Here is a 26486-nt window from a genome sequence, read left to right on the forward strand (position 1 = left end):
ACTTAGTGGGTCAGCGCGTCGTGCGCCACCGCAGCTTGTGTGGCGGGCTTCTGCAGCTTGAGGAGAGAAGAACGGGCCTGCCCGCCGGTTTCGCGATGGAAGGCCTCGGCATCGAATGCACCTTCCCAGCGGGCGATGGCGAAGACCGCAATGGTGTTGCCGACCACGTTGACGAGCGCAGTGGCGATCGCCATGACGCGGTCGATGCCGAACAGCAGGCCCAGACCCGCCACCGGCAGCGAACGCACCGATTGCAGCGTGGCTGCCAGCTTGACGAACGCGCCGCCGGCAACCGTGGTGCCACCCTTGGAGGTCAGGCTCAGGATGGCAAGCAAACCCAGTTGCTGCCACAGCGAGAACGGTGTGTCAGTCGCCTGCGCAATGAAGCCCACGGCGATGGCCATGTAGATCGACGTGCCGTCGAGGTTGAAGCTGTAGCCGGCGGGCAGCACAAAGCCGACCACGGCTTCATCGCAGCCTGCGCGTTGCAGCTTCTCCACCAGACGCGGGAAGGCCACTTCGCTCGATGCTGTGCCGAAGATCAGCAGCATCTCGTCGCGAATCAGCTTGAGCACGCTGAAGTACGGCAGGCCGATCATCCAGCTGATCGAGCTGAGCACGCCAAACACGAACAGCAGCGAGGCGGCGTAATAGAGCACGATCACCTTGAGCAGATACAGCAGCGTCACGCCGCCATAGCTGCCCACCGCCGCGGCCATGGCGCCAAATGCGCCGAGCGGTGCCAGCTTCATGATGAAGCCGAGCATGCGGAACAGCACCTTCTGCGCTTCGTCCATGCCGCGCAGCAGGACCGAGTCCGGACCTACCGAGAGGTTCAGCGCCAAACCGGCGAGGATGGAAATGATCAGCACCTGCACGATGTCGCCCTTGGCGAAGGCATCCACCAGCGTGTGCGGAATCAGGCTGAGCAGGTAATTGACGGCCGAGATGCCGCCAGCATTGCTGGTGGCCTTCACCGCATCAGCGCTTTCTGCGAGGTTGGTGGCGTGCAGTCCCACGCCGGGTTCGAACACGTTGACGAGCACAAAACCCAGCACCATGGCCACCGTGCTGACCACCTCGAAGTACACCAGCGACTTCACGCCCATACGGCCCAGCATGCGCAGGTCTCGCACGTGTGCCAGGCCCTGCACCAGCGTGCAGAAGATGATCGGGGCCAGCATCATCTTCAGCAGCGCGATGAACGCCTGCCCGATGGGCTTCATGGCAACGGCCCACTGCGGCGCGGCGATGCCGAGGACGACCGCACACGCCAGGCCGATCAAGACCTGCACGTGCAGCTTCTTCAGATGTTTCATGGTGTCTCCTGCGTCCAGTCGTTCAGTGCTCTGCGGCGAGAAGACGACGCAAGCTTGCTGGACTTGTATTGCTAGAAAGGCGGTCGTTGGGGACGTGAACGCCGCTGGCCGTATGGCCTAAGGGCGAGCCGTCTCCTGTACGCGTTGGTAACTTGTTATTTATAGGAAGCATAGATTGACGGTCTTTTCTTGACAAAGACCATGTGGACATACAAAGCTATGCCAACACGGCATATCTCGAAGCAAGCATGGACATCCGCGAACTCAAGAGCTTCATCCGCGTGGCGCGTGCCGGCAGTTTCAGCCGCGCAGCCGCCGAGCTGTACATCGCGCAACCGGCGCTAAGCCGACAGATCGCAAAACTGGAGGCGGAGATTGGTGTGCCGCTGCTGGTTCGGCATGGCCGCGGCGTCCGGCTTACCTCGGCGGGGTCGCGTCTGCTGGAGCGGGCGGAAATGATCACGCACCTGCTCAGCGAAACCAGCGAAGACGTTCGCGCCAGCGCGGATGAGGAGCGCGGGCATCTGGCCGTTGGCCTGCCGCCGACCATGGGTGCTCTGATCGGCGCCGATCTCGTCCAGGCCTTCCGGGCGCAGTGGCCCAGGGTGTCGTTGCATGTGCGTGAAGGCCTGAGCAGCTCGCTGCAGGAGTGGGTGCTGGATCGGCGCGTTGACCTTGCCGTCGTCTACAACCAGCCGCCGCTGGATGCATTCCACGTGCGCCCGTTATTCAGCGAACCCATGATCCTGGTGGGGCCGCCCGGTTCAGAGGCCGATCAGCGCGAATACCAGATCCGCGACTTGGCCAGCATTCCGTTGATCCTGCCGGGCCTGCCGCACAGCAATCGGCGCCTGGTCGAACAGGCGGCCATCCAGCACGGTGTGCGGCTGCGCGTCGCGCTGGAAGTCGACAGCGTGTCGCTGACCAAACAACTGGTAAAGGCCGGCGCTGGCTATTCGATCCTGACCTACATCGCGATCAAGGAGGAGATCGCACGCGGTGAACTCGTGGCGCATCGCATCGGCCGGCCCGGCATCCGTTCGAGCGTGGCGATCACGACCTTGCGCGAGAATCCCCCTTCCCGCTTTGCCGCTGCCTGGACCGCTCTGCTGCAAGACAGGCTCAAGCAGTTCATTGCGTCGGAATCGTGGAAGGCAGATGTGGTCTGGCCTGACGATCGGGCTCGTTAGCCGCTGGCCGCTCTGAAACGACAATGGCAAGAGTTCATTGACCAATCTGCGCGGCTCTTTCTTGAGGATCATGAAAGATATCGCCAGGGGATCGCCCAAGGGGGCCGATACCTCATCTCGTCGGGGCAGCGAGCGGCCGTACCGCACTCGTCCTGAATGCTGCCGCCGGCACCGTATCCGACTGGTAAGGACGCGGAACTGCAGAGCGCAGACTGACATATGCACGTCACTGCTCCCAAACCTTGCCCGGATCGGACTGCGCCAATCGCGGACTGGCGCCAATAGTTGCCAACCCCGCAGTTGGACCAGACTACTTTGTTCAGGTACGGACTTTTGTCTCCCCTCACCGGTTCGAAAAAAACTAATCCGGCACCACCGCCGTCACCTCAATCTCCACCTTGGCCCGGTCTTCGACCAGCGCCGTCACCTCTACGGCCGTCATCGCAATACTGAAGCTGCCGATCAGCTCGCGGAACGCCTTGCCGATCTCGGGGTAGGCCGCCACGTAGGCCTTCTTGTCGGTTACGTACCACGTCATGCGCACGATGTGCTCGGGCTTGGCGTCGCCGGCGGCCAGCACCTCGACGATGTTCTGCAGCGCCTGGCGGACCTGACCGGCCAGGTCATCCGTGTGGAACACGCCCTGCGCATCCCAGCCGATCATGCCGGCCACGAACACCATGCGTCCGCGTGCGGACACACCGTTGGCATAGCCCTTCGGACGCGGCCAGTTGGGAGGGAGGAGTACTTCCATGATGCAATTCCTTCTAGTTCTATTACGACTGCAGTTGAACGCTCGCCTCGATCGCCTGCCGCACATCAGGCGGCATCGGCATCGCGCGATGCGTATTGAGATCGGTAAATACCAGCACCTGCTGCGAGCGTACGCGCTGTTCGTCGCCGGCCCAGCAATCCAGGCCCAACGTGAGCGACGCATTGCCCAGCCGCTCCAGCTTCAGCTTGAACTGCACGTCGTCGCCCATGCGGCTGATGGCGCTGAACTCGCAATGCAGCTTGACGATGGGCAGGCCGATGCGGCGCGGGCCCAGCATTTGCGCATACGAAACGCCCAAGCCATCGGTAAACCAGTCTTCGACCAGGCCATTGAACAGCACAAGGTACTGCGGAAAGTAGACGATGCCGGCCGGGTCGCAGTGTGCAAAGCGGATGCGCGCGGCGCGCTCGAAGTGGTAGTCACTCATGATTTGTCGTGTTCGCGCAGGCGGTAGCGCAGCAGCTTGCCGACTTCACTGCGCGGCAGGCTCGCGCGGAACTCGATGGCGCGCGGATACTTGTACGGGGCCACGGTCTGCTTCACGAAGTCCTGCAGTGTCTTGACCATCTCCGGCCCCGCCGTGTGGCCCGGGTGCAATACAACGAAGGCTTTGACGATCTGCCCGCGCTCTTCATCGGGCTCGCCGATCACGCCGCACTCGGCCACCGCCGGATGCTGCATCAGCGCGTCTTCCACCTCGGGCGCAGCGATGTTGTAGCCGGACGAGATGATCATGTCGTCGGTGCGCGAGTGGTAGTGGAAGTAGCCTTCCTCGTCCATCACATAGGCATCGCCCGTGAGGTTCCAGCCGTTGCGCACGTAGGCGCGCTGGCGGTCATCGGCCAGGTAGCGGCAGCCGGTCGGGCCCTGCACAGCCAGGCGGCCCACGGTGCCCGGCGGCACGGGGTTGCCGGCATCATCCACAACGCGCGCGACATAGCCCGGGACGGCCTTGCCGGTGGCGCCGGGGCGCACGTCGGCATCGGCGGCGGAGATGAAGATATGCAGCATCTCGGTCGCGCCAATGCCGTCAATCAATTCGATGCCGGTAGCGCTCTTCCACAGCGTGCGCGTGGCCACCGGCAGCGCTTCGCCGGCCGACACGCAGCGGCGCAGCGGCGTGGCGCGCAACTCGTCTCCGCGCGCCGCGATGTTGCGATACGTGGTGGGCGCGGTGAACAGCACCGTCGCGCCAAACGTGCGGATGCCATCCACCAGATCGTTCGGCGATGCCTTCTCCAGCAGCACGGTCGATGCACCCACGCTCATCGGAAACAGCAGCAGGCCGCCGAGGCCAAACGTAAACGCCATCGGCGGGCTGCCGATGAAGATGTCGTCCGCGCGCGGCTTGAGCACATGCGGCGGCCAGCACGCGCAAATGGCGAGGATGTCCCGATGAAAATGCATCGTCGCTTTCGGCACGCCCGTCGTGCCCGACGTGAAGGCGAGCAGGCACGTGTCATCTGCCGCCGTATCGACATTGGTGAAAGTGGCCGGCTGGCGTGCCATGGCAGCCTCCAGCCCTTCCGGCGTGGCATCGTGAAAGCACAGCATCTGCACGGGCGTGGCGGCTTGCGAGACCGCATCGCGCAACTCGTCGACGAGCCGCGCATCGCACAGCGCGAAGCCGATCTCGCCCTTGCCCAGGATTTGGCCCAGCTCTTTGGCGCGCAGCAGCGGCATGGTCGTCACCGCAATGGCGCCCACTTTCATCACGGCAAACCAGCACGCGGCGAGCATCGGGCTGTTGGGCGAGCGCAGCAGCACGCGGTTGCCCGGCACAACGCGCATCTCATTGACCAGCACGTTGGCGATGCGGTTAGCGTGCGCCTGCAGATCCGCATACGTCCAGCGGATGCCGGGCGCCTGGATGCAGAGGCGGCCGCCCTCGCCTGCGGCAACGCGGCGGTCGAGCAATTCGGTTGCGCAGTTGAGCTGCGGCGGAAACTGCAGCGCCGGCAGGTCGAAGCGATACACCGGTTGCAGCTCCGCCGGCGGCAGGCGGTCGCGGGCGAAGGTGTCGATATGGGCGCTGGGCATGGCGAGCTCTCCGTCTCTGGGCTGGGCAGTGTCAGTGCGCTGCAGGCGTGGCCGCACGCAGCAGTTCGCGCGCGATGATCAGTTGCTGCACTTCCGTCGCGCCTTCGTAGATCCGCAGCGAGCGGATCTCGCGGTACAGGCGCTCGACCGGCTGCTCGCTCACCACGCCCAGGCCACCCCACATCTGCACGGCGGCGTCGATCACCTGCTGCGCGTTCTCGGTGGCGGTCAACTTGGCCATGGCAGCCTCGCGCGTCACGTTGCGGCCCTGGTCGCGCTGCCACGCGGCGCGGTACGTCAGCAGCGCGGCGCTGTCGATGGCGGTGGCCATTTGTGCGAGCTTGGCCTGCGTGAGCTGGAAATCGGCAAGTACGCCGCTGAACATCTTGCGGCTGGTGGCGCGCGCCAGCGCTTCGTCCAGCGCGCGGCGCGCAAACCCCAGCGCGGCTGCCGCCACCGACGTGCGGAACACATCGAGCGTTCGCATCGCCACCTTGAAGCCCTCGCCTGCCGCGCCCACACGCTGGCTGGCCGGAATGCGGCAGTTGGTAAAGCGCAGGCGCGCCAGCGGGTGCGGCGCAATCACGTCGATGCGCTCCGCAATCTCAAAGCCCGGCGTACCGGCTTCGACGATGAACGCGCTGATGCCGCGCGAGCCCGGCGCCTCGCCGGTGCGGGCAAACACGACGTAGAAGTCTGCGATGCCACCGTTGGAAATCCACGTCTTCTCGCCGTCGAGCACGTAGTCGGTGCCGTCTTCACGCGCGGCGCAGGCCATGGCGGCCACATCGGAGCCGGCATCCGGTTCGGACAGCGCAAATGCGGCGATGGCCTCGCCGCGCGCGACCTTCGTCAGATAGCGTTCGCGCTGCTCGGGCGTGCCGTGCAACGAGATGGCGCCCGAGCCCAGCCCCTGCATCGCAAAGGCAAAGTCGGCCAGGCCGGAATAGCGCGCCAGCGTCTCGCGGATCAGGCAGATGGCGCGCGTGTCGATGGTCTCGGCCGCGCCGCCGTGTGCCGTGCCGCCCACGGCGTGGCGCAGCCAGCCGGCCTGGCCGAGCGATTTGACCAACGCACGGCATTCGGCGTCCACATCGGGGCCGTGGTCGTGCGGGATGTGCTTCGTGGCCCAGGCGTCGAGTTCGGCTTCGAGCTGGCGGTGTTTGTCGTCAAAGAAGGGCCACTGCAGATAGTCTTTGTCGCTCATCTCAGTTCCCCTCGAACACCGGTTTCTGCTTGGCGACAAACGCGTGATACGCGCGCGAGAAGTCTTCGGTCAGCATGCAGATGGCCTGCGCCTGCGCCTCGGCTTCAATGGCCTGCTCGATCGTCATCGTCCATTCCTGGTGCAGCATCGTCTTGGTGATGCCGTTGGCAAAGGTCGGGCCCGCGGCCAGGTCGGCAGCCAGGGCTTGCGCTTGGCTCAGCACCTCGGCTGGTTCGCACAGGCGGTTGAAGAAGCCCCAGCGCTCGCCCTCTTCGCCGCTCATCGAGCGGCCGGTGTAGAGCAGTTCGCTCGCGCGGCCCTGCCCGATGATGCGCGGCAGGATCGCGCAGGCGCCCATGTCGCAGCCGGCCAGGCCAACGCGGTTGAAGAGGAACGCTGTCGTGCTGCGCGCCGTGCCCAGGCGCAAGTCGGAAGACATCGCCAGGATCGCGCCCGCGCCCGCGCACACGCCGTCAATTGCCGCGACAATCGGCTGCGGGCACGCGCGCATCGTCTTCACCAGTTCGCCCGTCATGCGCGTAAACATCAGCAGCTCGGGCGCCTTCAGTTGCACCAGCGGGCCGATGATTTCGTGCACATCGCCGCCGGAGCAGAAGTTGTCGCCCGCGCCGGCCAGCACGATGGCCTTGACGTCATCCGCCCACTTGAGCTGATGAAACAGGTCACGCAGCTCGGCATACGAATCGAACGTGAGCGGGTTCTTGCGCTCGGGCCGGTTGAGCGTGATGGTGGCAACGCCGCCTTCCACGCTCCACAGAAAGTGCTTGGCTTGATAGCCCGCCAGCGGTCGGCGGTTGCCGGCCAGCAAGGCCGGGTCCATATGGTGATTCGGGTCGGTCATGGTTGGGTCGGGTTCGTTCAAGGTTGATCTTCGCGGGCGTCCAGCTCTTGCTCGCGCTGCGCGAGGTGGACGCGCAGGTGGCCGAGCTGCGCATACAGCGCGTCTTTGTTGGCCATGCCAAGGCCGTCGAACATCTCGATCAGCCAGCGTTCGTGCTCGGCGGCCATCTCGGCAAAGTGGCGGCGGCCGGCGTCGGTCAGCAACACGCGAAAGGACCGGCGATCATCCGGATCCGCCTCGCGTTTGACAAGCCCTTCCTTCTCCAGCTGGTCGGTCAGGCCGGTGACGTTGCCGCCGGTCACCATCAGGTAGCGCGACAGCACGTTCATGCGCAGTCCGTCCGGGTGACGATCGAGTTGCGCCAGATAGTCGAAGCGCGGCAGCGTGGTGTTGAAGCGCGTGCGCAGGCGCTGGCGGATCTGCTGTTCGATCTGCGTGCTGCATGCCAGGAGGCGCAGCCAGATCTTGACGTCCATGTGATCATCCACATGCGCACGGGCTTCCAGGCCGATACGTTCGTCGCCCAGCGCATGCACGACGGCGTGGTGGCCTGAGGCGCGCGTGGCGAGTGCGGTTTTGCGCCGGGTGCGTTCGTTGCTCACATTACCTCCCCGCCGGATACCGAGATGGCCTGCCCCGTGATTGACGACGCGCCTTCGGAGCACAGCCACACCACGGCGTTCGCCACTTCGTCGGGCGCGATCAGCCGACCCTGCGGGTTGCCCTTCACCAGCTCGGCGCGGGCCTCTTCCGCGCTGCGTCCGGTACGGGCAACGATACGATCGATGCTCTCGCGCACGATGTCGGTTTCCGTATAGCCGGGGCAGACTGCGTTGACAGTGACGCCGCGCGCCGCAAGCTCCAGCGCCAGCGAGCGCGTGAGCCCGATCACCCCATGCTTGGCCGCCACATACGCCGACACATACGCATAACCGCGCTGCCCCGCCGTGCTGGCAATGTTGACGATGCGGCCGCGGCCCGAGGCTTGCACATCGGCCAGCGCCGCCTGCGTGCACAGGAACGTGCCCGTCAGATTGACGGCCAGCATGCGCTGCCATTGGTCCAGCGTGGTCTTGGCAAACGGCGCACTCTCGGCTTGGCCCGCGTTGTTGACCAGGATGGAGATGGGGCCGAGCCCGGCGCGTGCGGATTCGAACGCCGCCGACACACTCGCCTCGTCGGTCACGTCGCACGTCACGACTTGCGCGCGGGCGCTGTCGGGCAACGTCTTGGCAGTGGCCTGCAGCACATCGGCGTTGCGGCCCATCAGCGTGAGCGTGGCGCCATGCGCCGCGAGTTGCGCGGCAATCGCAGCGCCTATCCCGCGCCCTGCGCCGGTAACAACGGCGTGGTGCCCGGTGAGCATCGCAGGTGTCGCCATCTCAAACCCCCTGCATGCGGTTGGCCTGCTCCAGCGGAGACAAACCCGCGGCCTGCGCCGCCATCGCGCGTTCGCGCTCCAGGTTGCGCTCCAGCTGCAGCTTGCCTGCGCGGTATTGCTTGGGCCACGGCATGTCGAGGTAGCCGATGCGCGCGGCTTCATTCAGCGTCCAGGCCGGGTTGGCCAGGTGCGGGCGCGCCACGGCGCACAGGTCGGCACGGCCCGCGGCGATGATGCTGTTGACGTGGTCCGCCTCGGAGATGGCGCCCACCGCGATGGTGGCGATGCCCGCCTCGTTGCGCACGCGGTCGGCAAACGGCGTCTGGAACATGCGGCCGTACACGGGCTGTTCCTTCTTGCTGACCTGGCCCGACGAACAATCGATCATGTCCGCACCTGCGGCCTTGAAGACGCGCGCGATTTCCACCGCATCGTCCGGCGTGATGCCGCCCTCCACCCAGTCGTGCGCGGAAATGCGCACCGACATCGGCTTGTTGCTCGGCCATACTTCACGCACTGCGTGGAAGACTTCGAGCGGAAAGCGCAGCCGGTTCTCCAGCGAGCCGCCATATTCGTCATTGCGCTGATTCGTCAACGGCGAGATGAACGACGACAGCAGATAGCCGTGCGCGCAGTGCAGCTCCAGCCAGTCGAACCCGGCTTCCGCCGCCAGCCTTGCGGCGTGGACAAAGTCTTCACGCACGCGGTCCATGTCGTCGCGCGTCATGGCCCGCGACCACTGGCTGACGCCATCCAGATACTGCTGGGGCGATGCGGAAATCAGCGGCCAGTTCTGCCCGTCTTCCAGCGGCAGATCGATGCCTTCCCACGCCACGCGCGTCGAGCCCTTGGCACCGGCATGACCGAGCTGGATGCCGAGCTTCGCATCGCTGTTGGCATGCACGAACTGCACGATGCGCGCCCAGCCGTCGCGCTGGTCGGTGTTCCACAAACCCGGGCAGCCCGGGGTGATGCGCGCATCGGGCGACACACAGGTCATCTCGACCATCACCAGGCCGGCACCGCCCATGGCGCGCGCGCCCAGGTGAACGAGGTGGTAATCCGCCGGCTGGCCGTCTTCGCACGAGTACTGCGCCATGGGCGACACCACCACGCGGTTCTTGAGCGTGACGCCGCGCACCGTGAAGGGCGTGAACATCGGCGGCACCGGGCCGTGCTGCGGCCCGCGCTGGGCGCCAGCTTGTTCAGCAATCCAGTCTTCAAACTGTTCGAGATAGCGCTTGTCGCGCTGGCGCAGGTTTTCGTGGCTGATGCGCTGGCTGCGCGTGAGCAGCGAATACGCAAACTGCTCGGTCGGCAGGTTGGCGTAGCGCGCGACGTTTTCGAACCATTCCGTCGAATTGCGCGCCGCGTTCTGGATGCGCAGGACTTCCACGCTGCGCACCGCCTCGTAGTGCTCAAGCGCGGCACGCAAATCGCCAGGGTGCTGGCCGATGCTGCGCGCCAGTTCAATCGAATCTTCCAGCGCCAGCTTGGTGCCGGAGCCGATCGAGAAATGCGCCGTGTGCGCGGCGTCGCCCATCAGCACGACCGGCGTGCCGTGCGTGTTGGTATGCACCCAATGCCGGCACACCACGCGCGGAAAGCGAATCCACTGCGCAGAGCCCCGCAGGTGCGTGGCGTTGGAAATCAGCTTGTTGCCATCGAGGTACTTGGCGAAGAGCCGCTCGCAGTACGCGATGGCCTCTTCCTTCTCCATGGTCTCCAGCCCGGCGGCGCGCCATACCTCTTCAGGTGCCTCGACGATGAAGGTGGAGGTTTCGTCGTCAAAGCGGTACGCATGCGCCTGGAACCAGCCGTGCTCGGTCTCTTCAAACGCAAACGTGAAGGCCTCGAACAGCTTGTGCGTGCCCAGCCAGACAAAGCGGCAGCGGCGCGTGTCGATATCGGGTTGATACGTGGCGGCGTACTTGGTGCGGATGCGGCTGTTCAGGCCATCGCTGGCGATGATGAGGTCGGCATCGGCATAGGCCGTGTCGTTTTCCAAATCCTGATCTTGCACATCGGTTTCAAAGACGAGCTTGACGCCCTCTTCCTCACAGCGCGCCTGCAGGATGTTCAGCAGGCGCTTGCGCCCGATACCGCAGAAGCCGTGGCCGCCCGACCGCACGACCTGCCCGCGGATGTGGACTTCAATGTCGTCCCAGTGGTTGAAGGCGTCGAGGATCTGCGCGGCGCTCTTGGCGTCGGCGCGCTGCAGGTTGCCCAGCGTCTGGTCGGAGAACACCACGCCCCAGCCGAACGTGTCATACGGGCGGTTGCGCTCCACCACGGTGATGTCGTGCGACGGGTCCTGCAGCTTCATCAGCAGGGCAAAGTACAGGCCGGCCGGCCCACCACCAATACAGACAATCTTCATGACAACGGCTCCGCATTTGATGCGGTATTACCTTAGTCATGAATAGTTTAGTTGTAAAGCAATTTGCTCAGACGATGCCCCCGGGGTTTACACCGAACCGGGCGGCGCCGGGCTCACACCCGCATGTGAGCCCCCACTCAGCCCAGACGCTGCCGGAAGAACGCCAGAATCTCGTCGCGGGCGGCCAACGTGGGCTCGCCGGCCGCGTCGATCAGGTGGGCAGTCACCACGCTGTGCGGACAAGGCACATGCTGGGCAAAGAACGGCGGCGGATTCGGGTGCGCAGCGCTGTCGGGCAGCACGCGCGCCACAAAGCGCTGGCCCAGCGCCTGCGCATACGCAGCAAAGCGCTCGGCACGGCAGAAACGATCACCCTCAAAGCGGTAGGCCAGCACGGTCAGGTCTTCCTGCTCCAACCGCTGGCGCACGGCGGCCGCATCCTCGGGTGCGATCTCGATCCCGCTGGGCGCGTTCAGCGGCAAGGACGGCTGACACAGCACCGGCGCCAGCATGGCCGGCTCCAGCATCATCGTCAGCGCGAAATTGCCGGTGAAGCACATGCCGATGGCACCCACGCCAGGGCCGCCGCACTCCGCATGGGCCTGCCGCGCCAGGGCGCGCAGCCATTGCGTGACGGGGCTCGACTGGTTGGCGGCAAAGGCACGGAACTCCGCGCTCACGCACGCGTGGCGGAACACCTCCGCACCCGCCTCCGCCTCGGGCACCGCGCCATCGCGCCCGAACAACGACGGCATGTAGACCGTCAGCCCCGCATCGCGCACCCAGCGCGCAAACCGCGCCACGTGCGGGCTGATGCCCGGCATCTCGGCCATGACGATCACGCCCGGGCCGGTGCCTGCCACGTACACGGTCTTGGTGATGCCATCCAGGGTGATCTGGCGGCGCGTGAAGTCTTCCAGGCTGTCATCCTGCTGCGTGTGCTGGCTTGTCATGCGTGGGCTCCGTTGGAAGGGCCTGGCTCAGGCGACGAGATGCTGAAGATGCGCATAACCGGCCGCCCTGGCGAAATCGGGCAGCGTCCACAGCGCGCCGTTCACACCCCACGTACCGTCGGCCACGTCATGCACCATCACGGAGGTCACCACGCGCCGCGCATCATCGGCTGGCAACGCCTGCGCAAACGCCTCATGCATCTGCTGGACGAAGCGCGCGCGCGCAGCACCATCCAGCACACCGGCCGGCACATGGGCGACGGCCAGGCACGGCACCATTTGCGTTGTCACGTCCACCCCGCCGCACCACCAGGAGGCGGCCGGCACCTCTTCCACCGTCACCCAGATCGTGGCGCGCCGGCGCGGATCATCGGGAATCTGCTCGGCCTGCGCGGCCGCCTCGGTGATGCGGCGTGCAAGCGTCGCGCGCGCGTCGCTGTCAAAGGTGTTGGCAGGAATCTTGACGAGGATATTCGGCATGTGGGCACTCGTGAGCGTCGTTGACATGCCTGCATTGAACCCGCGCAGCCGCTAGACTGGCAGTGTCGATTTCGACATCTTTCGGGCAACTTCGGTCATGGCGGATTTCACCATCCTCGTACTCTCCGGCGCCTACGCCACCAGCGTGGCGGCCACACTCGACATCCTGCAGGCCGCGTCGACACTCGCCCCGCGTGTGAAGGCGCCGCGTCCAACGTGGCGTGTACTGTCAGCCGACGCGCCCAGCGTGCAGCTCAGCAACGGCATGCAGGTGGAAACTACCGCCCTGCCAAAACGCCCGCGCCCCGATGGCAGCACCTGGATCGTGCCGGGCGTGGGCCTAGACCATGCCGGTGTGATCGCCACGCGCCTGGCGCAGGACGATGCGCAGCGAGCAGTGCGCGCCGTGGCCGCGCAAGTCGCATCGGGCGGGCAGGTGGCGGCATCGTGCTCGGCGGTGTTTGTGTTGCAGGCGGCCGGCGTGTTGCCGGGGCGATGCGTCACCACGTCCTGGTGGCTGGCCCCGACGCTGCAGCAGTGGGAACCCGCATGCACGGTCGACGCAGATCGCATGGTGTGCGCCGACGGCCCGATTACCACCGCTGGCGCCGCCTTTGCGCAGACCGACCTGATGCTGCATCTGCTGCGCACGCGCTTTGGCGTGGCGCTGGCCGATGCCGTGGGCCGTGTGCTGCTGATCGACGGCCGCCACGCGCAAGCGCCGTTTGTGGTGCCCGCCATGCTGGCCAACGGCAACGCGCTGATTGCGCAGCTGGTGGCGCGCATTGAAGCCGCCCTGCCCAACCCGCCGAGCGTGCAGGCGCTGGCCGACGAGCTGGCCATGTCGCAACGCACGCTGTCACGGCACGTGCGGGAGGCCACCGGCAGAAGCACCCTCGCCCTGGTGCAGAGCGTGCGCCTGAACCGCGCCCGCATGCTGATCGAATCAAGCCGCATGACCATCGACCGCGTGGCCGAAGCCGTCGGCTACGAAGACGCCACTGCGCTGCGGCGCCTGATGCGCAAGGTGTCGGGCACCAACCCCAGCCAATATCGCCCGGCCGCCTAGGGGCTTCGGGTTACAGGCCGTTACACAAGAAGCTGCCGCGCTTTAATTTTCGTTTAAGACTTGACGCCTAACTTGGTCACGTCGCACCCACCCAGACAGGAACACACACCATGTCCCCGCAAGAACAGCAAGCGCTGGAAAACTTCCTGGCCCAACTGACGCAGGCGCGCGCCGGGGCCAAGGACCCGCAGGCCGAAGCCCGCATCCTCGACGCCGTCGCCCGCCAGCCGGACGCGGCCTATCTGCTCGTGCAGCGCGCCATGCTGCTCGACCAGGCGCTGGCATCTGCGCAGGCGCAGATCGCCTCTCTGCAGAACCAGTTGCAGGCGGCGCAAGTCGGCCGCGGCGCATCGTTCATGGATTCGGCCAACAACTGGGGCAGCCACGCCGGCAACCCGGCGCCCGCGCCTGCATACACCCAGCAGCAGGCCGCGCCCGTGCAGATGCCGCAGATGCAGCCGCAGGCCCAGCCGGCGCCAGCGCAACCGGCGCGCTCGGGCTTCTTCAGCGGCGGCCTGGGCAGCACGCTCGGCAGCGTCGCGACCACCGCAGCCGGCGTGGCCGGCGGCGCGCTGCTGTTCCAGGGCATCGAGAACATGTTCCATCACAACAGCGGCGGTGGCGGCTTCTTCGGCCAGCAGCCGGTGATGGGTGGCGCCACGGAAACCGTCATCAACAACTACTACGACAGCGACAGCGGCACGACCAACACGGCGTCGCGCGATGACAGCCTTGGGCTGATCGACGACAGCGACCTGGGCGGTGGTGATTATTCGGATGACGATTCGCTGTTCAGCTAGTCGTTGCAGCGCAGGGAGGGCGCGCTAGCGTCGTCTTCTCAATCCGGAGGAAGCGTCCGTCGGGGCCGCGCTTTGCGAAGTCAGGGCGGCGGGCCCGACAGCGGAGGTGGAAAATTGACACCCAAGGAAGCCAGCCAACCCGAAGGCTGCTCCGCCCGGCCCGCCCTTGATGGCGCGAATGCCTGCCGGCGGGCTGCGGTTGGCGCGGCAGGGGCGGGATTATAGCGATGGGGCTCGCAGCGCAGGTCTGATTTTGCGGAGCGTCACGCCAAATGCTCCACGCCTCACCCCCAGACACCCAAGCTCGACACTCAGACACCCAAGCGCCAAGCCCGAAGCCCCGCACTCGACCCTCAAACACTCGATCTCGACCCTCCGAGCGTCGAGCATCACCGTCAGACCCTCGCGCTCCACAGTCTGCCCCTCGCGCTCGGCTCTTCGAGCTTCAAATTTTCGACCTCGGAGAGCCGCGTTTCAGCCTCCGACAGTCGATCGCCACGGTTAGAGGGTCGCGCTCCACAGTTTGACCCTGGCGCGCGGCTCTCGGAGGTCGAAAATTTCGAGCTAAAAGACCGGCGTTCCACGGTCTGAGTGCCGTGCGTGGCCATCAGACTGCGGAACACGGGCCTTTGAGGTCCAAACGCCGCGCTCAAACCACCACGCTCGGCTAGGTATTGGTGGCCGCCCGCTCTCGCGCCATCATCGATTGCAGGGCGTGCTGCAGCTGATCGAGCGTGTAAGGCTTACGCAGCGCCGTCCACCTGAACGCAAAGCGGTCGTGATCGGGGATGGGGTTGCCGGAGGCGAAGATCACCCGCAGTTCCGGTTGCAGTACGAACGCCCGCTGCGCGAGTTCGACGCCGGACATGTCCGGCATGACTACGTCCGTGAACAGAACGTCGAAGGCCCCTGCCTTCAGGGCTTCGAGTGCTTGCGTGCCGCTGGCCGCCTGTTGCGGCGTGATCCCAATGATCATCAGCAGCTCGCACACCGCACCACGCAATGAAGCGTCGTCTTCCACCACAAGGACGCGCAGGCGCGCAGGCTCCCATACCGCGCCCGTGTCGAGCTTGGGCTGCGCAATTTCTTCATCGCGTCGCGTTGCCTCCACTGCATCGTTTCCGAGCACCTGGCGAAGCTTGAATGCAAGCTGCTGGCGGCTGTACGGCTTGCTCAGCAACTCGACACCCGGATCAAGCCGCCCGCCGTGCACGATAGCGTTCTGCGTGTAGCCGGACGTGTACAGCACCTTCAGCGCGGGCAGCGTCTGCAACGCCCTGCGCACCATCTCCGTACTGCGCACGGCACCGGGCATGACCACGTCTGTGAAGAGCAGGTCGATATGCACGCCGCTCTCGATCACGGCCAGCGCCTGCTCGGCATTGTTGGCCTTGAGTACGGCGTAGCCGAGGCCGCTCAACAGATCGACCACGGTCTCGCGAACCTTTGCGTCGTCTTCCACAACGAGGACCGTCTCGTTGCCGTGCTTGAGCCCGCCAGCCTTCGCGCGCAGGGGCTCGACCGCCGTGCCGGTGGAACGGGGCAGATAGACGCGCACCGTCGTGCCCTCGCCGACCTCGCTGTAGAGCCGGATATGGCCGCCGCTTTGTTTGACGAAACCGTAGGCCATGCTGAGCCCCAAGCCGGTGCCCTCGCCTTCGCGCTTGGTGCTGAAGAACGGGTCGAAGGCGCGCTCCATGACGTCCGGGCTCATGCCGGTGCCGGTGTCCGTCACAGCCAGCATGACGTACTGCCCCGCCGGCACGTCGGGCAGCGCGACGACATAGTCGTCATCGAGCGTGGCGTTGGAGAGTTCGAGCGTGAGCCTGCCGCCGTCCGGCATCGCATCCCGCGCATTGATTGCAAGGTTCAGGATGACGTTTTCCAGTTGATGCGGATCGACGGCGGTATTCCACAGTCCGCCCGCCACCACCGATTCGATCTCGATCGCCTCGCCCAGCGCACGCCGCAGCAGATCGTCCATGGCGCGCAGCTGCCGCGCGGGGTTGATCACGACAGGTGCAAGTGGCTGCTGGCGGCCAAAGGCGAGCAACTGGGCGGCGAGCTTGGCACCCCGGTCGACGGCGTCGATGGCGTTGCCCAACCGCTCGGCGCTCCAGGCATCCCGCCCATGCCGGCTTTCGAGCAGTTCGAGGTTGCCGCGCAGCACCTGCAGCACGTTGTTGAAATCGTGCGCAACGCCGCCCGTGAGCTTGCCCAGGGCCTCCATCTTCTGGGCCTGGAACAGCGCTCTTTGCGTTTGCTCCAGTTGCTCGCTGGCGCGCCGCCGTTCCGTGATGTCGCGCGTGACCTTTGCGAAGCCGACCAGTTCGCCATATTCGTAGATGGCATCGATGATGACGTGCGCGAAGAAGCGGCTTCCGTCGCGCCGCACGCGCCAGCCTTCGGCTTCAAAGCGCCCGTCGCGCCGGGCGGTCTCCAGGCCACGGAACGGCACGCCGGCTGCAACATCCTCGGGCGTATAGAACCGTGAGAAATGGGAGCCGATGATCTCGTCCTCGGCATAGCCCTTGATGCGCCGCGCGCCGGCATTCCAGCTTGTGATGTGCCCATCGGGCGACAGCATGAAGATGGCGTAGTCCGTCACGCCCTGCACCAGCAGGCGGAAGCTCCGCTCGCTTTTGAGCACGGCGTCGTGGGCGGCCTTCTTCTCGCTCATGTCGCTGATCACGGTCCCGAACCCGACCAACGTGTTGTGGCTGTCGCGTAGGGCCGTCATGGCGACATTCGCCCAGAACGGCGTACCGTCCTTGCGCATACGCCACCCCTCCTCGACATGCCGTCCTGTCTCGGTGGCGACATGAAGTGCGGCCTCCGGCGCACCCGACACGCGATCCTCCGGCGGATACAACAGTGCGAGGGGCTGGCCGATAATCTCGTCGGACCGATAGCCCTGCATGCGTTCGCCGCCGGGGTTCCATGTCGCCACAACGCCGGCGAGCGAGAGGGCAAAGACGGCGAAATCCGAGGTGGATTCGGCCCATAACCCCAGCCATGCAAAACGTAGCTCAGAAGACAAAAGATCGTGGTTCATTGGCGTGGTCATTTTGGGGGCGTGATACTGCAGGCATGTCGGCGCAGCGCAGCAATTCATGGACGGCATCCGCATCTTGATGGAAACGCGGCCAACATGCGACCCGGGCATCACCCGTTGCGCGGGCATGATTGGTAAAAGGCGCGCAGTTTGCATACCTTGGAGCCAAAACCGCAGCATCGACCGTTCCCGCAGGACGTGCGATGACAGGGCACACGAGACGGCTCCGCGTCCATGGCTTTCGCAACCGGCAAGGAAACCCATGAACCTCTCCGACTTCATTGAGGCAAACCTGCCCGGCCTCATCGACGACTGGACGGAATACGCGCGCAAGATCAACGGCGGCCGAACCCGTCTCTCCGAACCCCAGCTACGCAACTCGGCGCGGGATCTTCTCCTGCGCATCGCTGCCGATATGCGCGAGGGGCAGTCGCCTCAAGAGCAGCAAGCCAAATCGTGGGGTGACCGCGCACCGTCGGAATCGGGCTTCAATGAAGCCGCCCACGAGCATGCCGACGACCGCCACTCGCACGGTTTCGACATCAACGATCTGGTGGCCGAATACCGCGCCCTGCGCGCCAGCGTGCTGCGCCGGTGGCAGCAGGATCCGCAGGCTCACGCCCTGGCGCTGCAGGAGATGATCCGCTTCAACGAGGCCATCGACCAGATGCTTGCAGAATCGGTACGCCAGCATGCCAAGCAGACCGAGCGCATGCGCGACCTGTTTGCCGGCGTGCTGGCCCACGACCTGCGCTCGCCGCTCGGCGCGATCCTGGCGTCTGCAGAAACCCTGCTGCACGACGATGGCCTGTCTTCGCGCAGCGTCCGGGCGGTCGCCTTCATCCAGCGCGGTGCGATGCGCGTGCAACAAATGATCGACGACCTGCTCATCTTTACACGCACGCGCCTGGGCGATTTCCTGCCTACGAGATTCAGTAGCCAGGATATGGGGCGACTGTGCAGCGACGCCATCGACGAAGTGTGTGCGTCGTACCCCGACGCGCAGATCGACCTGCGCCTGGCCGGCGAACTGCGTGGCAAATGGGACGGCAGCCGGATCGGCCAGCTGCTGGTCAATCTGTTGGCCAACGCGGTGCGCTACGGGACGGGGCGCGTCGGTATCGAGGCGGCCGGGCGCGACGGGCAGATGACGATTGCCGTTTCCAACGAGGGCAACCCCATCCCGCCTTCTGCCTTTCCCACCCTGTTCGACCCGCTCACCCGCGCGCAGCGGCCGGACCAGAGCGGAAGCGCCGCTGGCATCGGGCTTGGCCTGTACATCTGCCGCTGCATCGTGCAGGCGCATCACGGGACGATCGATGTGCAGTCATCAGAACACGGCACGACGTTCACTGTACGGATTCCTCTTTCGGTGACGGCTTGACCGTTGCCGGTCGCCCAGCCTGAAAAAAAAGCCGGCACCCTGAGGTACCGGCCGTTTCTCTTCCTGGTTCGCTTTTCGCGAATGGCAGCGTCGATCAGCCCGCTTGACGCAGGGCCGCCGTTTCCTGCCCGCGCTTGCCCATCAGCAACTGCACCACCACCGCAACGATGATGTTGAAGGCCAGTGCGGCCAGGCCCGTGTAGACGGTGTACTTGTCTGCGCCAATCACGAAGGTGTGCACAGGCTTGATGCCGTCGGAGAAGGCCAGCCAGCTGCCGGCAATCATGCCCGCTGCCCAGCCGGCCAGCAGCGCCGGTGCCCGGAAGCGGTTCGAGATGTTGAACAACCCGAACACCACCGACGGGAAGGTCTGCACGATCCACACGCCGCCCAGCAGCTGCAGGTCCAGCGCGAACTTGGTCGGCAGGAACAGGATGAACACCAGCGCGCCCGCCTTGACGATCAGCGAGATCACCTTGGCCACCTTTTCCTCACCGGCGTGCGAGAGGTCCGGGGCCACGTAGGGCTTCCAGAAGTTGCGCGTGAACAGGTTGGCCGCACCAATCGACATGACCGCCGCCGGCACCAGCGCACCAATGGCGATGGCCGAGAACGCAAAGCCCGTGAACCAGCTCGGGAACAGTGCGTTGAACAGCGCGGGCACCACGTCGTTGTTGTTGGTGACCTTGATGCCTGCGGCGTAGGCCATGAAGCCCAGCAGCGCAATCAGGCCCAGCAGCACGGTGTAGGCCGGCAGGAAGACGGCGTTCTTGCGGATGGTGTCTGCACTGCGCGCGGCAAAGATGCCCGTGAGCGTATGCGGATACATGAACGCCGCCAGCGCCGAGCCAATCGCCAGCGTGGCGAACGGCAGGAACTGCGCAGGCTTGAGCGTCAGGCCCGTGGCGCCGCCCTTGATGGCAAACGCGTCGTGCGCATTGGCGAACACTGCACCGTAGCCGCCCAGCTTGGCCGGCACCAGCACCACCGCCACCAGCACCACGATGTAGATCATGATGTCTTTGACGAAAGCGATGAGCGCAGGCGCCCGCAGGCCAGCGGAATACGTGTACAGCGCCAGGATGATGAACGCCGCCGCCAGCGGCAGCTCGCCCGTCAAGCCCAGCGCCTTGATCACGACTTCCATGCCGATGAGCTGCAGAGCGATGTAGGGCATCGTCGCCACCACGCCCGTGAGTGCCACCGCAAACTCCAGCGCCCGCGAGCCGTAACGGCCGTACACGGCATCGGCCGCCGTGACGTGGCCGTTGGCATGCGCCACCTTCCACAGCTTGGGCATGATCAGGAAGACGATCGGGTACACCAGGATCGTGTACGGCAGCGCGAAGAAGCCATACGCGCCCACCGCATACACGAGTGCCGGCACGGCGATGACGGTGTAGGCGGTGTAAAAATCGCCGCCCACCAGGAACCACGTGATCCAGGTGCCGAAGTTGCGGCCGCCCAGGCCCCACTCTTCAATGTGGGCGCCCTTGTCGGAATTGCCGCGCTGCCAGCGCGAGGCGATGAAGCCCAGCACCGTGACCAGCGCGAAGAAGAAGATGAAGACGCTGAGCGCCGTCCAGTTGATCTGTCCGTCCATCATTCTTCTCCTTTGCTCTGACCGTTCTTGAAGACGATCCAGATCAGCAGCGAGGTGAGCGGCACCCACAGGAACTGGTACCAGTAGAAGAACGGAAAGCCGAACAGCGCAGGCGTTTCCTGGTTGTAGAACGGCACCCACAGCAGGCCGATGAAAGGCAGTGCGAGCAAGAACTTCATGGGTTGTCTCCTAGTTCGGGGACTTCGGATGTTGTTTTGAACCGGTGAGGTGCCACGCCCGATGCGTGACCAGACGGATGTCTGACGGTGTGCTTTCCGTCTTTGTTGTTATCCGGCGCACTGTGAGCGCGCGCCCTCCGGAGAACCATCCGCACCTGTACGCAGCAGCCACACGTAGTACTACGCAGTAAGCGTAGACTTTTCGCATGAAATAACCAATCGCTAAGGTGGGCGCGGGTTTCCTAGGGTTTTCACGAATTCCTGTCACGACAGACATTGTTTGGCCGCATGCGCCAACCCCGCAAGCGGCCACGGTGGCGCATGGCACCAAGCACAACGGGGAGCCGCAGTGGCTCCCCGTTGGTTGTTGTGGCGCAGCATAAGCCCTGGCGTGCTCAGGGTCTCTGCAGGATGCTGCTGCCGGCTTACCAGTTCCAGCGCATGCCGAGCTTGCCGTCGTAGCCGTGCAGGCGGCCATCCGAGCTGATCTGGTAGCCCACGCTGGCATAGAACGATGCCGTGCGCGTGAACTGCGCCGTCACGCCGGCCTGCAGGTCGAGCACGGTGGCGGGCATGCTGGATGTGAACGGCACCCAGCCGTTGGCCGACGAGAACGACGTCGTGCTCGTGCCGTGAAACTCCTGCCACACGCTCGCTCGGAACCACGTCGAGCGCGGGCGCTCAGGCGTGTCGCCCCAGTCTTTCACCACGCGCACGCCCACGCGCCCCTGCAGCGATTGCGCCTTGCCAAAGTTCACCTGCGCGGCTGGGTCGGTGCCATCGGCCAAGCCGATGCGCTGGTAGATCAGTTGCGCCTGCGGCTCGATGCGCCAGCGGTTTTCCAGCGCAATCGGGTAGCCCGTTTCCAGCGACAACGCATAGCCCAGGCCATGCGAGGTCAGCCCGGCCATGCGCGCGGGCGATGCCTTGACGTCGTAGCGCGTGCCCTGCGCGACCGCATCGACATACCAGTCGTTCGGGCCGAAGTGCGTCCAGTACACGCCGACGGCCGTGGCGTTGATGCCGTTGCTGCCGGCGTTGGCGCCATCCGCGTGCGTGACGTCACCGGTGATGCGACCGGTGGAGAACATCACGCCGGCGTGGTCGCGGCTGTTGTCGGCGTTCTGCGCGCGGTACAGGTCGCCGCCGAGCTGCACGGCCGCGAGCTGGTAATCGAAGGCCGGGCCGTCAACACCGTAGATGCCGCCGTCCGACATGCGGCTGCCCTTCTGGCCAATCACGCGCGCCCAGGCGCCGTTGAACGCCTTGCTGCCGTCTTTGCCGGCATTGGGCACACCGGTGCGTAGCAAGGTCTCATCGCCCACACGCTCGTGCAGCGTGTCGAGCATCGCGCGGCTGACCATGAGCGCCATCGACGGCACGGCGGTGTACAGCGAGACCTCCGGGCGGTAGTTCGGCACCTCGCGCACGGGCGGCGTCACCGGATTGACCGTGTTGTTGTTCGGGTCGGTCGTCTCGATGGGCGTGCGCGGGTCTGGGTTCGGGTTCGGGTTCGGGTTCGGATTCGGATTTGGCGTGGGGTCGGGCTCCGTCGTCTGGCGAGTCGAACGCAGGTACCAGCTGTCGGCCGAGTTTGTGCCGCCACGGTGCAGCGTGTATTCGTACGGGCCGGCCACCACCGGCGCAGCCAGCGTAAAGGCCCCCGCCTGCGTGGTCGCGCCGTTCACGGCCGCGATCACCTGGATGCCGTTGCCCGTGGTCTGTGCGCCCGCGCCGCCCACGTTGGTCACACGCACGCCGGTGTTGCCTGCGGCGCCGCCACCTGACAGCACGAGGCGGTCGGTCGGCGAGTTGTCTGCGCCCAACTGCGTGTTCAAGGCCAGCGTGCCGCCTGCGCCCATGAAGCTGCCATTGACGGCCAGCGTGTTGCCCACACCGGCACCGCCCACCTGCATGAGGCCCGTGTTGAACAGCGCGCCGTTGATGGTGAACGTGCCCGTGCCGGCGCCCGCGAGTGCCGGCACTGCATCGGCCACGGCCAGCGTGCCGTCGTTGCGCACGCTGCCGCGTGCGCTGCCAAAGCCGCCCAGCGTGGCGCCGCCCTTGACCAGCGTCGAACCCGCCAACGAAGCATTCGCATGCGCGGCATCGCCCACCACCAGCGTGCCGGCCGCCACCGTCGTGCCGCCGCCGACACTGTTGGCGCCGTTCAAGGTCAGCACACCGCTGCCAAGCTTGGTCAAAGCGCCGCTGCCGGTGATGCCTTGAGACAGCGTCGACGTAAAGCCTTGCGTATCGATCGTGCCGCCGCCCGCGTTGAGCGTGACGGCGCGCGTGGCCGCCAGATCGACGTTCTGCGAGAGCTGCAGCGTGCCGCCGTCAAACGACACCCCGCCCGTGATCGCGCCCAGCGCGTTGTCGGCGCCGATGGCAACCGTGCCGCCGTTGATGCGCGTGCCGCCGGCATACGTGTTGCCGCCGGTTGCAGTGGGCGCCAGCGTGAGCGTGCCTGCGCCCGTTTTTTCAACAGCGCCCGTGCCCGAAATCAACCCCGTGAAGGTGCCTGCGTCCGGCTGGTCAAAGCGAACGAGGCCGTTGTTGACGATGGTGGGCATCAGGCTCTGCGCACGCCCCTGCAGCGTGCCCGCCGCATCCACGGTGATGTTGCCGGTGTAGGCGGCGTTGTTGCCGGTGAGGACGAGCGTGCCCTCCTGCACGGTGGCGTTCTTCACACCGCTCACGGTGCCGGTCAGCGTCCAGGTGCCGGTGTCGTTCTTGACGAGCGTCTGGAAGTTGCTGATGTTGCCGGGCAAGGCACTGTCGCCGGTGCCGCTCAGGTACAGGGTGTTGGCCCCGCCACCGCCGTTGAAGTTGCCCGTGATGGTCGAGCCGGTGTACAGGCGCAAGGTGTCGTTGCCCCCCGCAAACACGAGGTTGCCGACCACCCGGCCCTTGTTGGTGAAATCCACGCTGGCATTGCCCGCGCTGCCGATCACGTTACCGTTTGCCTGAATGACGCCGGTCTCGTTGTTGATGATCGTGTTGCTGCCGGTGAGGTTGTCGAACCAGATGGCCGCGGCGGTGCTCGAGCGGATCGTGCCGTTGTTGATGACGGTATTGCCCGCACCCATCACGTTGACGGCCTCGCCGTTCTGCTGACGGCCGTTGGACAGCACGCTGCCGCCCTGGTCCACCGTGAGCGTGCCGTTGCTGCGGAATTCGATCGTGTTGTTGCCGGTGCCGAACAGGCCCGGTCCGCTGGTCGCGTTGTTGCTGACCGTTGCACCGTTTTGTACGCGAACGTTGGCGTTGTCGCGCAGGCTGATGGCGTTGGCACTGCCTACATTGATCGTGCTGCCCGTCTGAACCGTGACCGTGCGGTTGTCTTCAGCAGCGTTGTTGCCGGTGCCGACGGTCTGTGACCACGGGTTGGGGCCAGTGGCGTCGCACGTGGTAGTGGCGCCGGAGGTGACACATGCAGCCTTGGCCGCAATGGCGAACAGCGTCAGAGGCGACGCGACCAGCGCCATGGAAAGCATGCGTTGCCGCTCACGGCGGCGTTGAGATGTCGTCGGCATATTGATTTCCCGTGCCCGCATGCCGCCGACGACATCTCCGTACACCGCATCAAGCTGGACCTACCGCGCTGGACCCGACACACAAAGCTCCGCCCGCGGAGCAGGCACCGCTCCGAGAAACAATGGTGGATGGATGGAAAAACGAACTTCCCCGTTCGTTGCCGCCTTTCACCGGGCCACAGGTGCGCGTCCGGTCGGGCTTCGGGCTGCTCTATCGGCGGCTCCGGCCCCGCAAACGATTCAGCTGCAGCGTCCCGTCAGGACGTGCATGGCGACAGTGCCTTCGTTGCTGGGGGCATTGTCTGCGGATGACATGCGGCGAAGTTCAACAAATGCAAATGCCTGCTCAGGCAATGCCTTGCTCGAGAAACGGCGGCCGGCCAGCAACATACCGGCTTGAGATTCGACGGATCAATACGGAATGGGAATGAGCATGCATGCAATTCGCCCAGAAAAGACGCCGGCCTTTTCACTCAAATTTTTTGGCTTGATCTTTAATTGATCGACAGATTTCAATGACCCGAATCAGTCAAAAGGAAATCGTTTGCCAACCACCTGTAGACGCCCTGTTTGTAAGGAGAAACCCGTAATACGATTTATATTCAAGCACACGTTTCTTTAGAGCAAACATTCAAAATCACATGGTGTTTTGATTTTGTTTTCAATCCGGTCAAAGAATGCATGTAAGGTGGTTCTGTCTTACACATTCACATCCCACTTAGCCCGGCAATCCCCTCGCCGGGTATTTTTTTGGGCGCTATATCAGATGGCTTCGGGGGCGATGATCCGCCGTAAAACGCAGGACATTGCAAAGCCCTCAGCGGCGGTCAGCACCATGCCGCCATGCCACGACAGCGCATGCAAGTTGCACCGCGCCACCGCACAGCATCGCCACACGCAAACCCGGTGCGCCGCTGCCGCATACGGCATACACCGCGCCCAGGATCGCCACGCCCAGCGTCGCCCCGCTCATGCGGGCCACGTTCACCAGCGCCGACGCCGTGCCGGATCGCTCCGGGCCCACGGCACCCACGGCTGCGCCCATCAACGGCCCGGTGGCAAAGCCCATGCCGAGCCCTGTGAGCGCCAGCCCGATGGCCGCCGGCACGATCGATGCCACGCCGGCAAACGCGCCCAATGTGAGCAATCCCAACGCGATGATGCCCACCCCACCCGCAGTGGCCAGCCGCACGCCATGGCGGCGCGCCACCGTGCCGGACAGAGGCGATACCGCCATGAAGACCAGCGCCATCGGCATCAGCGCAATGCCCGCGCCAATGACGCTGAAGCGCCCGGTGCTCTGCCACATGAGCGGCAGCAGGAAGAGCGCGCCGTACATGCCGAACGTCATGCCGGCCGTGGCGACGATGGCGCCGCGAAACGCGCGCACGCGAAAGAGTTCCAGCGGCACCAGCGCCTCGCTGCCGTGGCGTGCCTCTACGCGGATGAACCACGCCAGCGCGATGAGGGCCACGGCCAGCACAGTCGCCGCCACGGTGGGTGCCTGATGCGCTTCGATGGCGGCGAAGGCGAGCCCGCCCAGCGTGATGGCGCCCAACACCTGCGCCAGCGCATCGAAACGGCGATGCGCGGCGTCGGACGATTCCGGCACGAAACGCACAGCCAAGGCCATGATGGCCACGCTCACCGGCACTACCACCCAGAACACCGCGCGCCAGCCGAAGTGCGTGACCAGCACGCCGCCGGCCGTCGGCCCGATCGCCATGGCCAGGCCGTTGCACGCCGCCCAGACACCCAGCGCATGCGCACGTTCGCGCGCGTCGCGCCACACCACCCGCAAGATCGCCAGCGATGCCGGCAGCAGCAGCGAAGCGCCCACGCCCGCCATCGCCCGCGCGCCGATCAGCCACCCGATCGACGGCGCCAGCGCGCACAGCACCGATGCCACCGAGAACACCGCCGCACCCGATACAAACGCGCGCCGCCGGCCGTACAGATCGGCCAGCAAGCCGCCGCTGAGCAGCAGCGCGGCATAGGCGAGGTTGTAGGCGTCGATCACCCACTGCAGCGGGCCGACCGCCGCGTGGAAGAACTGGCCGATCGGGCGCACGGCCAGGTTGACGACGGCGGTGTCGATCTGCGCGACCAGCACGGCCATCGACAGCACGCACAGCACCAGACGCTTATGTGTCGCGGTGTTGGCATGCGTTGGTTGCATCGTGAATCCGTCCATCTCGGGGCCTTCTGCTTTTGGCTTGAGCAAGCGATGGCGCAGCGTAGTGCGGGCAGACCCCGCAACGCTTCGATGC

Annotated in this window: 20 protein-coding genes; 4 read left to right on the forward strand and 16 right to left on the reverse strand. The window is 65.4% G+C overall.

What is annotated here, in order from left to right:
* Positions 1–2: 2 nt before the first annotated feature.
* On the reverse strand, positions 3–1319 hold the full coding sequence (locus ABIC76_RS04495; protein ID WP_316898996.1) for a cation:dicarboxylate symporter family transporter: 1317 nt from the start codon (positions 1317–1319) through the stop codon (positions 3–5).
* Between the two features lie 248 nt (positions 1320–1567).
* On the opposite strand from ABIC76_RS04495, the gene ABIC76_RS04500 reads away from it, so the two are divergent.
* Positions 1568–2509, forward strand: a complete 942-nt coding sequence (locus ABIC76_RS04500) for a LysR family transcriptional regulator (RefSeq protein ID WP_147214784.1) — start codon at positions 1568–1570, stop codon at positions 2507–2509.
* 361 nt (positions 2510–2870) lie between these two features.
* Here the strand turns inward: ABIC76_RS04500 and ABIC76_RS04505 are convergent, their stop codons facing one another.
* The 10 genes from ABIC76_RS04505 to ABIC76_RS04550 all read right to left on the reverse strand — a co-directional run bounded on the left by ABIC76_RS04505 (position 2871) and on the right by ABIC76_RS04550 (position 12587).
* On the reverse strand, positions 2871–3263 hold the full coding sequence (locus ABIC76_RS04505) for a RidA family protein (RefSeq protein ID WP_147214783.1): 393 nt from the start codon (positions 3261–3263) through the stop codon (positions 2871–2873).
* Between the two features lie 22 nt (positions 3264–3285).
* Complete coding sequence (locus tag ABIC76_RS04510) at positions 3286–3711, reverse strand: acyl-CoA thioesterase (protein WP_316898998.1); 426 nt, start codon at positions 3709–3711, stop codon at positions 3286–3288.
* Positions 3708–5324 (reverse strand): AMP-binding protein, encoded by a 1617-nt coding sequence (locus ABIC76_RS04515; RefSeq protein WP_354533110.1) that lies wholly within the window; start codon positions 5322–5324, stop codon positions 3708–3710. The genes ABIC76_RS04510 and ABIC76_RS04515 overlap by 4 nt, the downstream gene beginning before the upstream one ends.
* Before the next feature lie 31 nt (positions 5325–5355).
* Complete coding sequence (locus ABIC76_RS04520; protein ID WP_354533111.1) at positions 5356–6531, reverse strand: acyl-CoA dehydrogenase family protein; 1176 nt, start codon at positions 6529–6531, stop codon at positions 5356–5358.
* A 1-nt stretch (position 6532) separates the two neighbouring features.
* Positions 6533–7393 (reverse strand): enoyl-CoA hydratase family protein, encoded by an 861-nt coding sequence (locus tag ABIC76_RS04525; RefSeq protein WP_316890955.1) that lies wholly within the window; start codon positions 7391–7393, stop codon positions 6533–6535.
* 17 nt (positions 7394–7410) lie between these two features.
* Positions 7411–7995 (reverse strand): MarR family winged helix-turn-helix transcriptional regulator, encoded by a 585-nt coding sequence (locus ABIC76_RS04530; RefSeq protein WP_316890379.1) that lies wholly within the window; start codon positions 7993–7995, stop codon positions 7411–7413.
* Positions 7992–8774, reverse strand: a complete 783-nt coding sequence (locus tag ABIC76_RS04535) for an SDR family NAD(P)-dependent oxidoreductase (protein ID WP_354533112.1) — start codon at positions 8772–8774, stop codon at positions 7992–7994. The genes ABIC76_RS04530 and ABIC76_RS04535 overlap by 4 nt, the downstream gene beginning before the upstream one ends.
* Before the next feature lies 1 nt (position 8775).
* Positions 8776–11154 (reverse strand): bifunctional salicylyl-CoA 5-hydroxylase/oxidoreductase, encoded by a 2379-nt coding sequence (locus ABIC76_RS04540; protein ID WP_354533113.1) that lies wholly within the window; start codon positions 11152–11154, stop codon positions 8776–8778.
* A gap of 137 nt (positions 11155–11291) precedes the next feature.
* Complete coding sequence (locus ABIC76_RS04545) at positions 11292–12107, reverse strand: dienelactone hydrolase family protein (RefSeq protein WP_354533114.1); 816 nt, start codon at positions 12105–12107, stop codon at positions 11292–11294.
* A gap of 27 nt (positions 12108–12134) precedes the next feature.
* On the reverse strand, positions 12135–12587 hold the full coding sequence (locus tag ABIC76_RS04550) for a tautomerase family protein (protein ID WP_354533115.1): 453 nt from the start codon (positions 12585–12587) through the stop codon (positions 12135–12137).
* 97 nt (positions 12588–12684) lie between these two features.
* On the opposite strand from ABIC76_RS04550, the gene ABIC76_RS04555 reads away from it, so the two are divergent.
* Both ABIC76_RS04555 and ABIC76_RS04560 read left to right on the forward strand, forming a co-directional pair.
* Positions 12685–13656 carry a GlxA family transcriptional regulator gene (locus tag ABIC76_RS04555; RefSeq protein WP_354533116.1) on the forward strand — a complete coding sequence of 324 codons (972 nt, stop codon included), beginning with the start codon at positions 12685–12687 and terminating at the stop codon, positions 13654–13656.
* A 110-nt stretch (positions 13657–13766) separates the two neighbouring features.
* A complete protein-coding gene (locus ABIC76_RS04560; RefSeq protein ID WP_354533117.1) occupies positions 13767–14456 on the forward strand; it encodes a DUF2076 domain-containing protein in 690 nt (229 codons plus the stop codon).
* A 667-nt stretch (positions 14457–15123) separates the two neighbouring features.
* Here ABIC76_RS04560 and ABIC76_RS04565 read toward each other — a convergent pair.
* Positions 15124–17511, reverse strand: a complete 2388-nt coding sequence (locus ABIC76_RS04565; RefSeq protein WP_354533118.1) for a hybrid sensor histidine kinase/response regulator — start codon at positions 17509–17511, stop codon at positions 15124–15126.
* Positions 17512–17773: 262 nt separating this feature from the next.
* Between ABIC76_RS04565 and ABIC76_RS04570 the strand changes: the two genes are divergently transcribed.
* The gene (locus ABIC76_RS04570; RefSeq protein WP_354533543.1) at positions 17774–18895 is read left to right on the forward strand and encodes an ATP-binding protein; all 1122 of its coding nucleotides are present in this window, start codon (positions 17774–17776) and stop codon (positions 18893–18895) included.
* Positions 18896–18989: 94 nt separating this feature from the next.
* On the opposite strand, the gene mctP is transcribed toward ABIC76_RS04570, so the two are convergent.
* The 4 genes from mctP to ABIC76_RS04590 form a co-directional block, all read right to left on the reverse strand.
* Positions 18990–20498: a monocarboxylate uptake permease MctP gene (gene mctP, locus ABIC76_RS04575; protein ID WP_354533544.1), complete on the reverse strand. Its 1509-nt coding sequence runs from the start codon at positions 20496–20498 to the stop codon at positions 18990–18992.
* Positions 20498–20677 (reverse strand): DUF3311 domain-containing protein, encoded by a 180-nt coding sequence (locus ABIC76_RS04580; protein ID WP_027679584.1) that lies wholly within the window; start codon positions 20675–20677, stop codon positions 20498–20500. The genes mctP and ABIC76_RS04580 overlap by 1 nt, the downstream gene beginning before the upstream one ends.
* A 425-nt stretch (positions 20678–21102) precedes the next feature.
* Positions 21103–24216 carry an autotransporter family protein gene (locus ABIC76_RS04585; RefSeq protein WP_354533119.1) on the reverse strand — a complete coding sequence of 1038 codons (3114 nt, stop codon included), beginning with the start codon at positions 24214–24216 and terminating at the stop codon, positions 21103–21105.
* Between the two features lie 817 nt (positions 24217–25033).
* Positions 25034–26395 carry an MFS transporter gene (locus ABIC76_RS04590; RefSeq protein WP_354533120.1) on the reverse strand — a complete coding sequence of 454 codons (1362 nt, stop codon included), beginning with the start codon at positions 26393–26395 and terminating at the stop codon, positions 25034–25036.
* Positions 26396–26486 lie beyond the last annotated feature (91 nt).

It is taken from the genome of Ralstonia sp. 1138 (assembly GCF_040544795.1).
GTDB lineage: Bacteria > Pseudomonadota > Gammaproteobacteria > Burkholderiales > Burkholderiaceae > Ralstonia > Ralstonia flatus.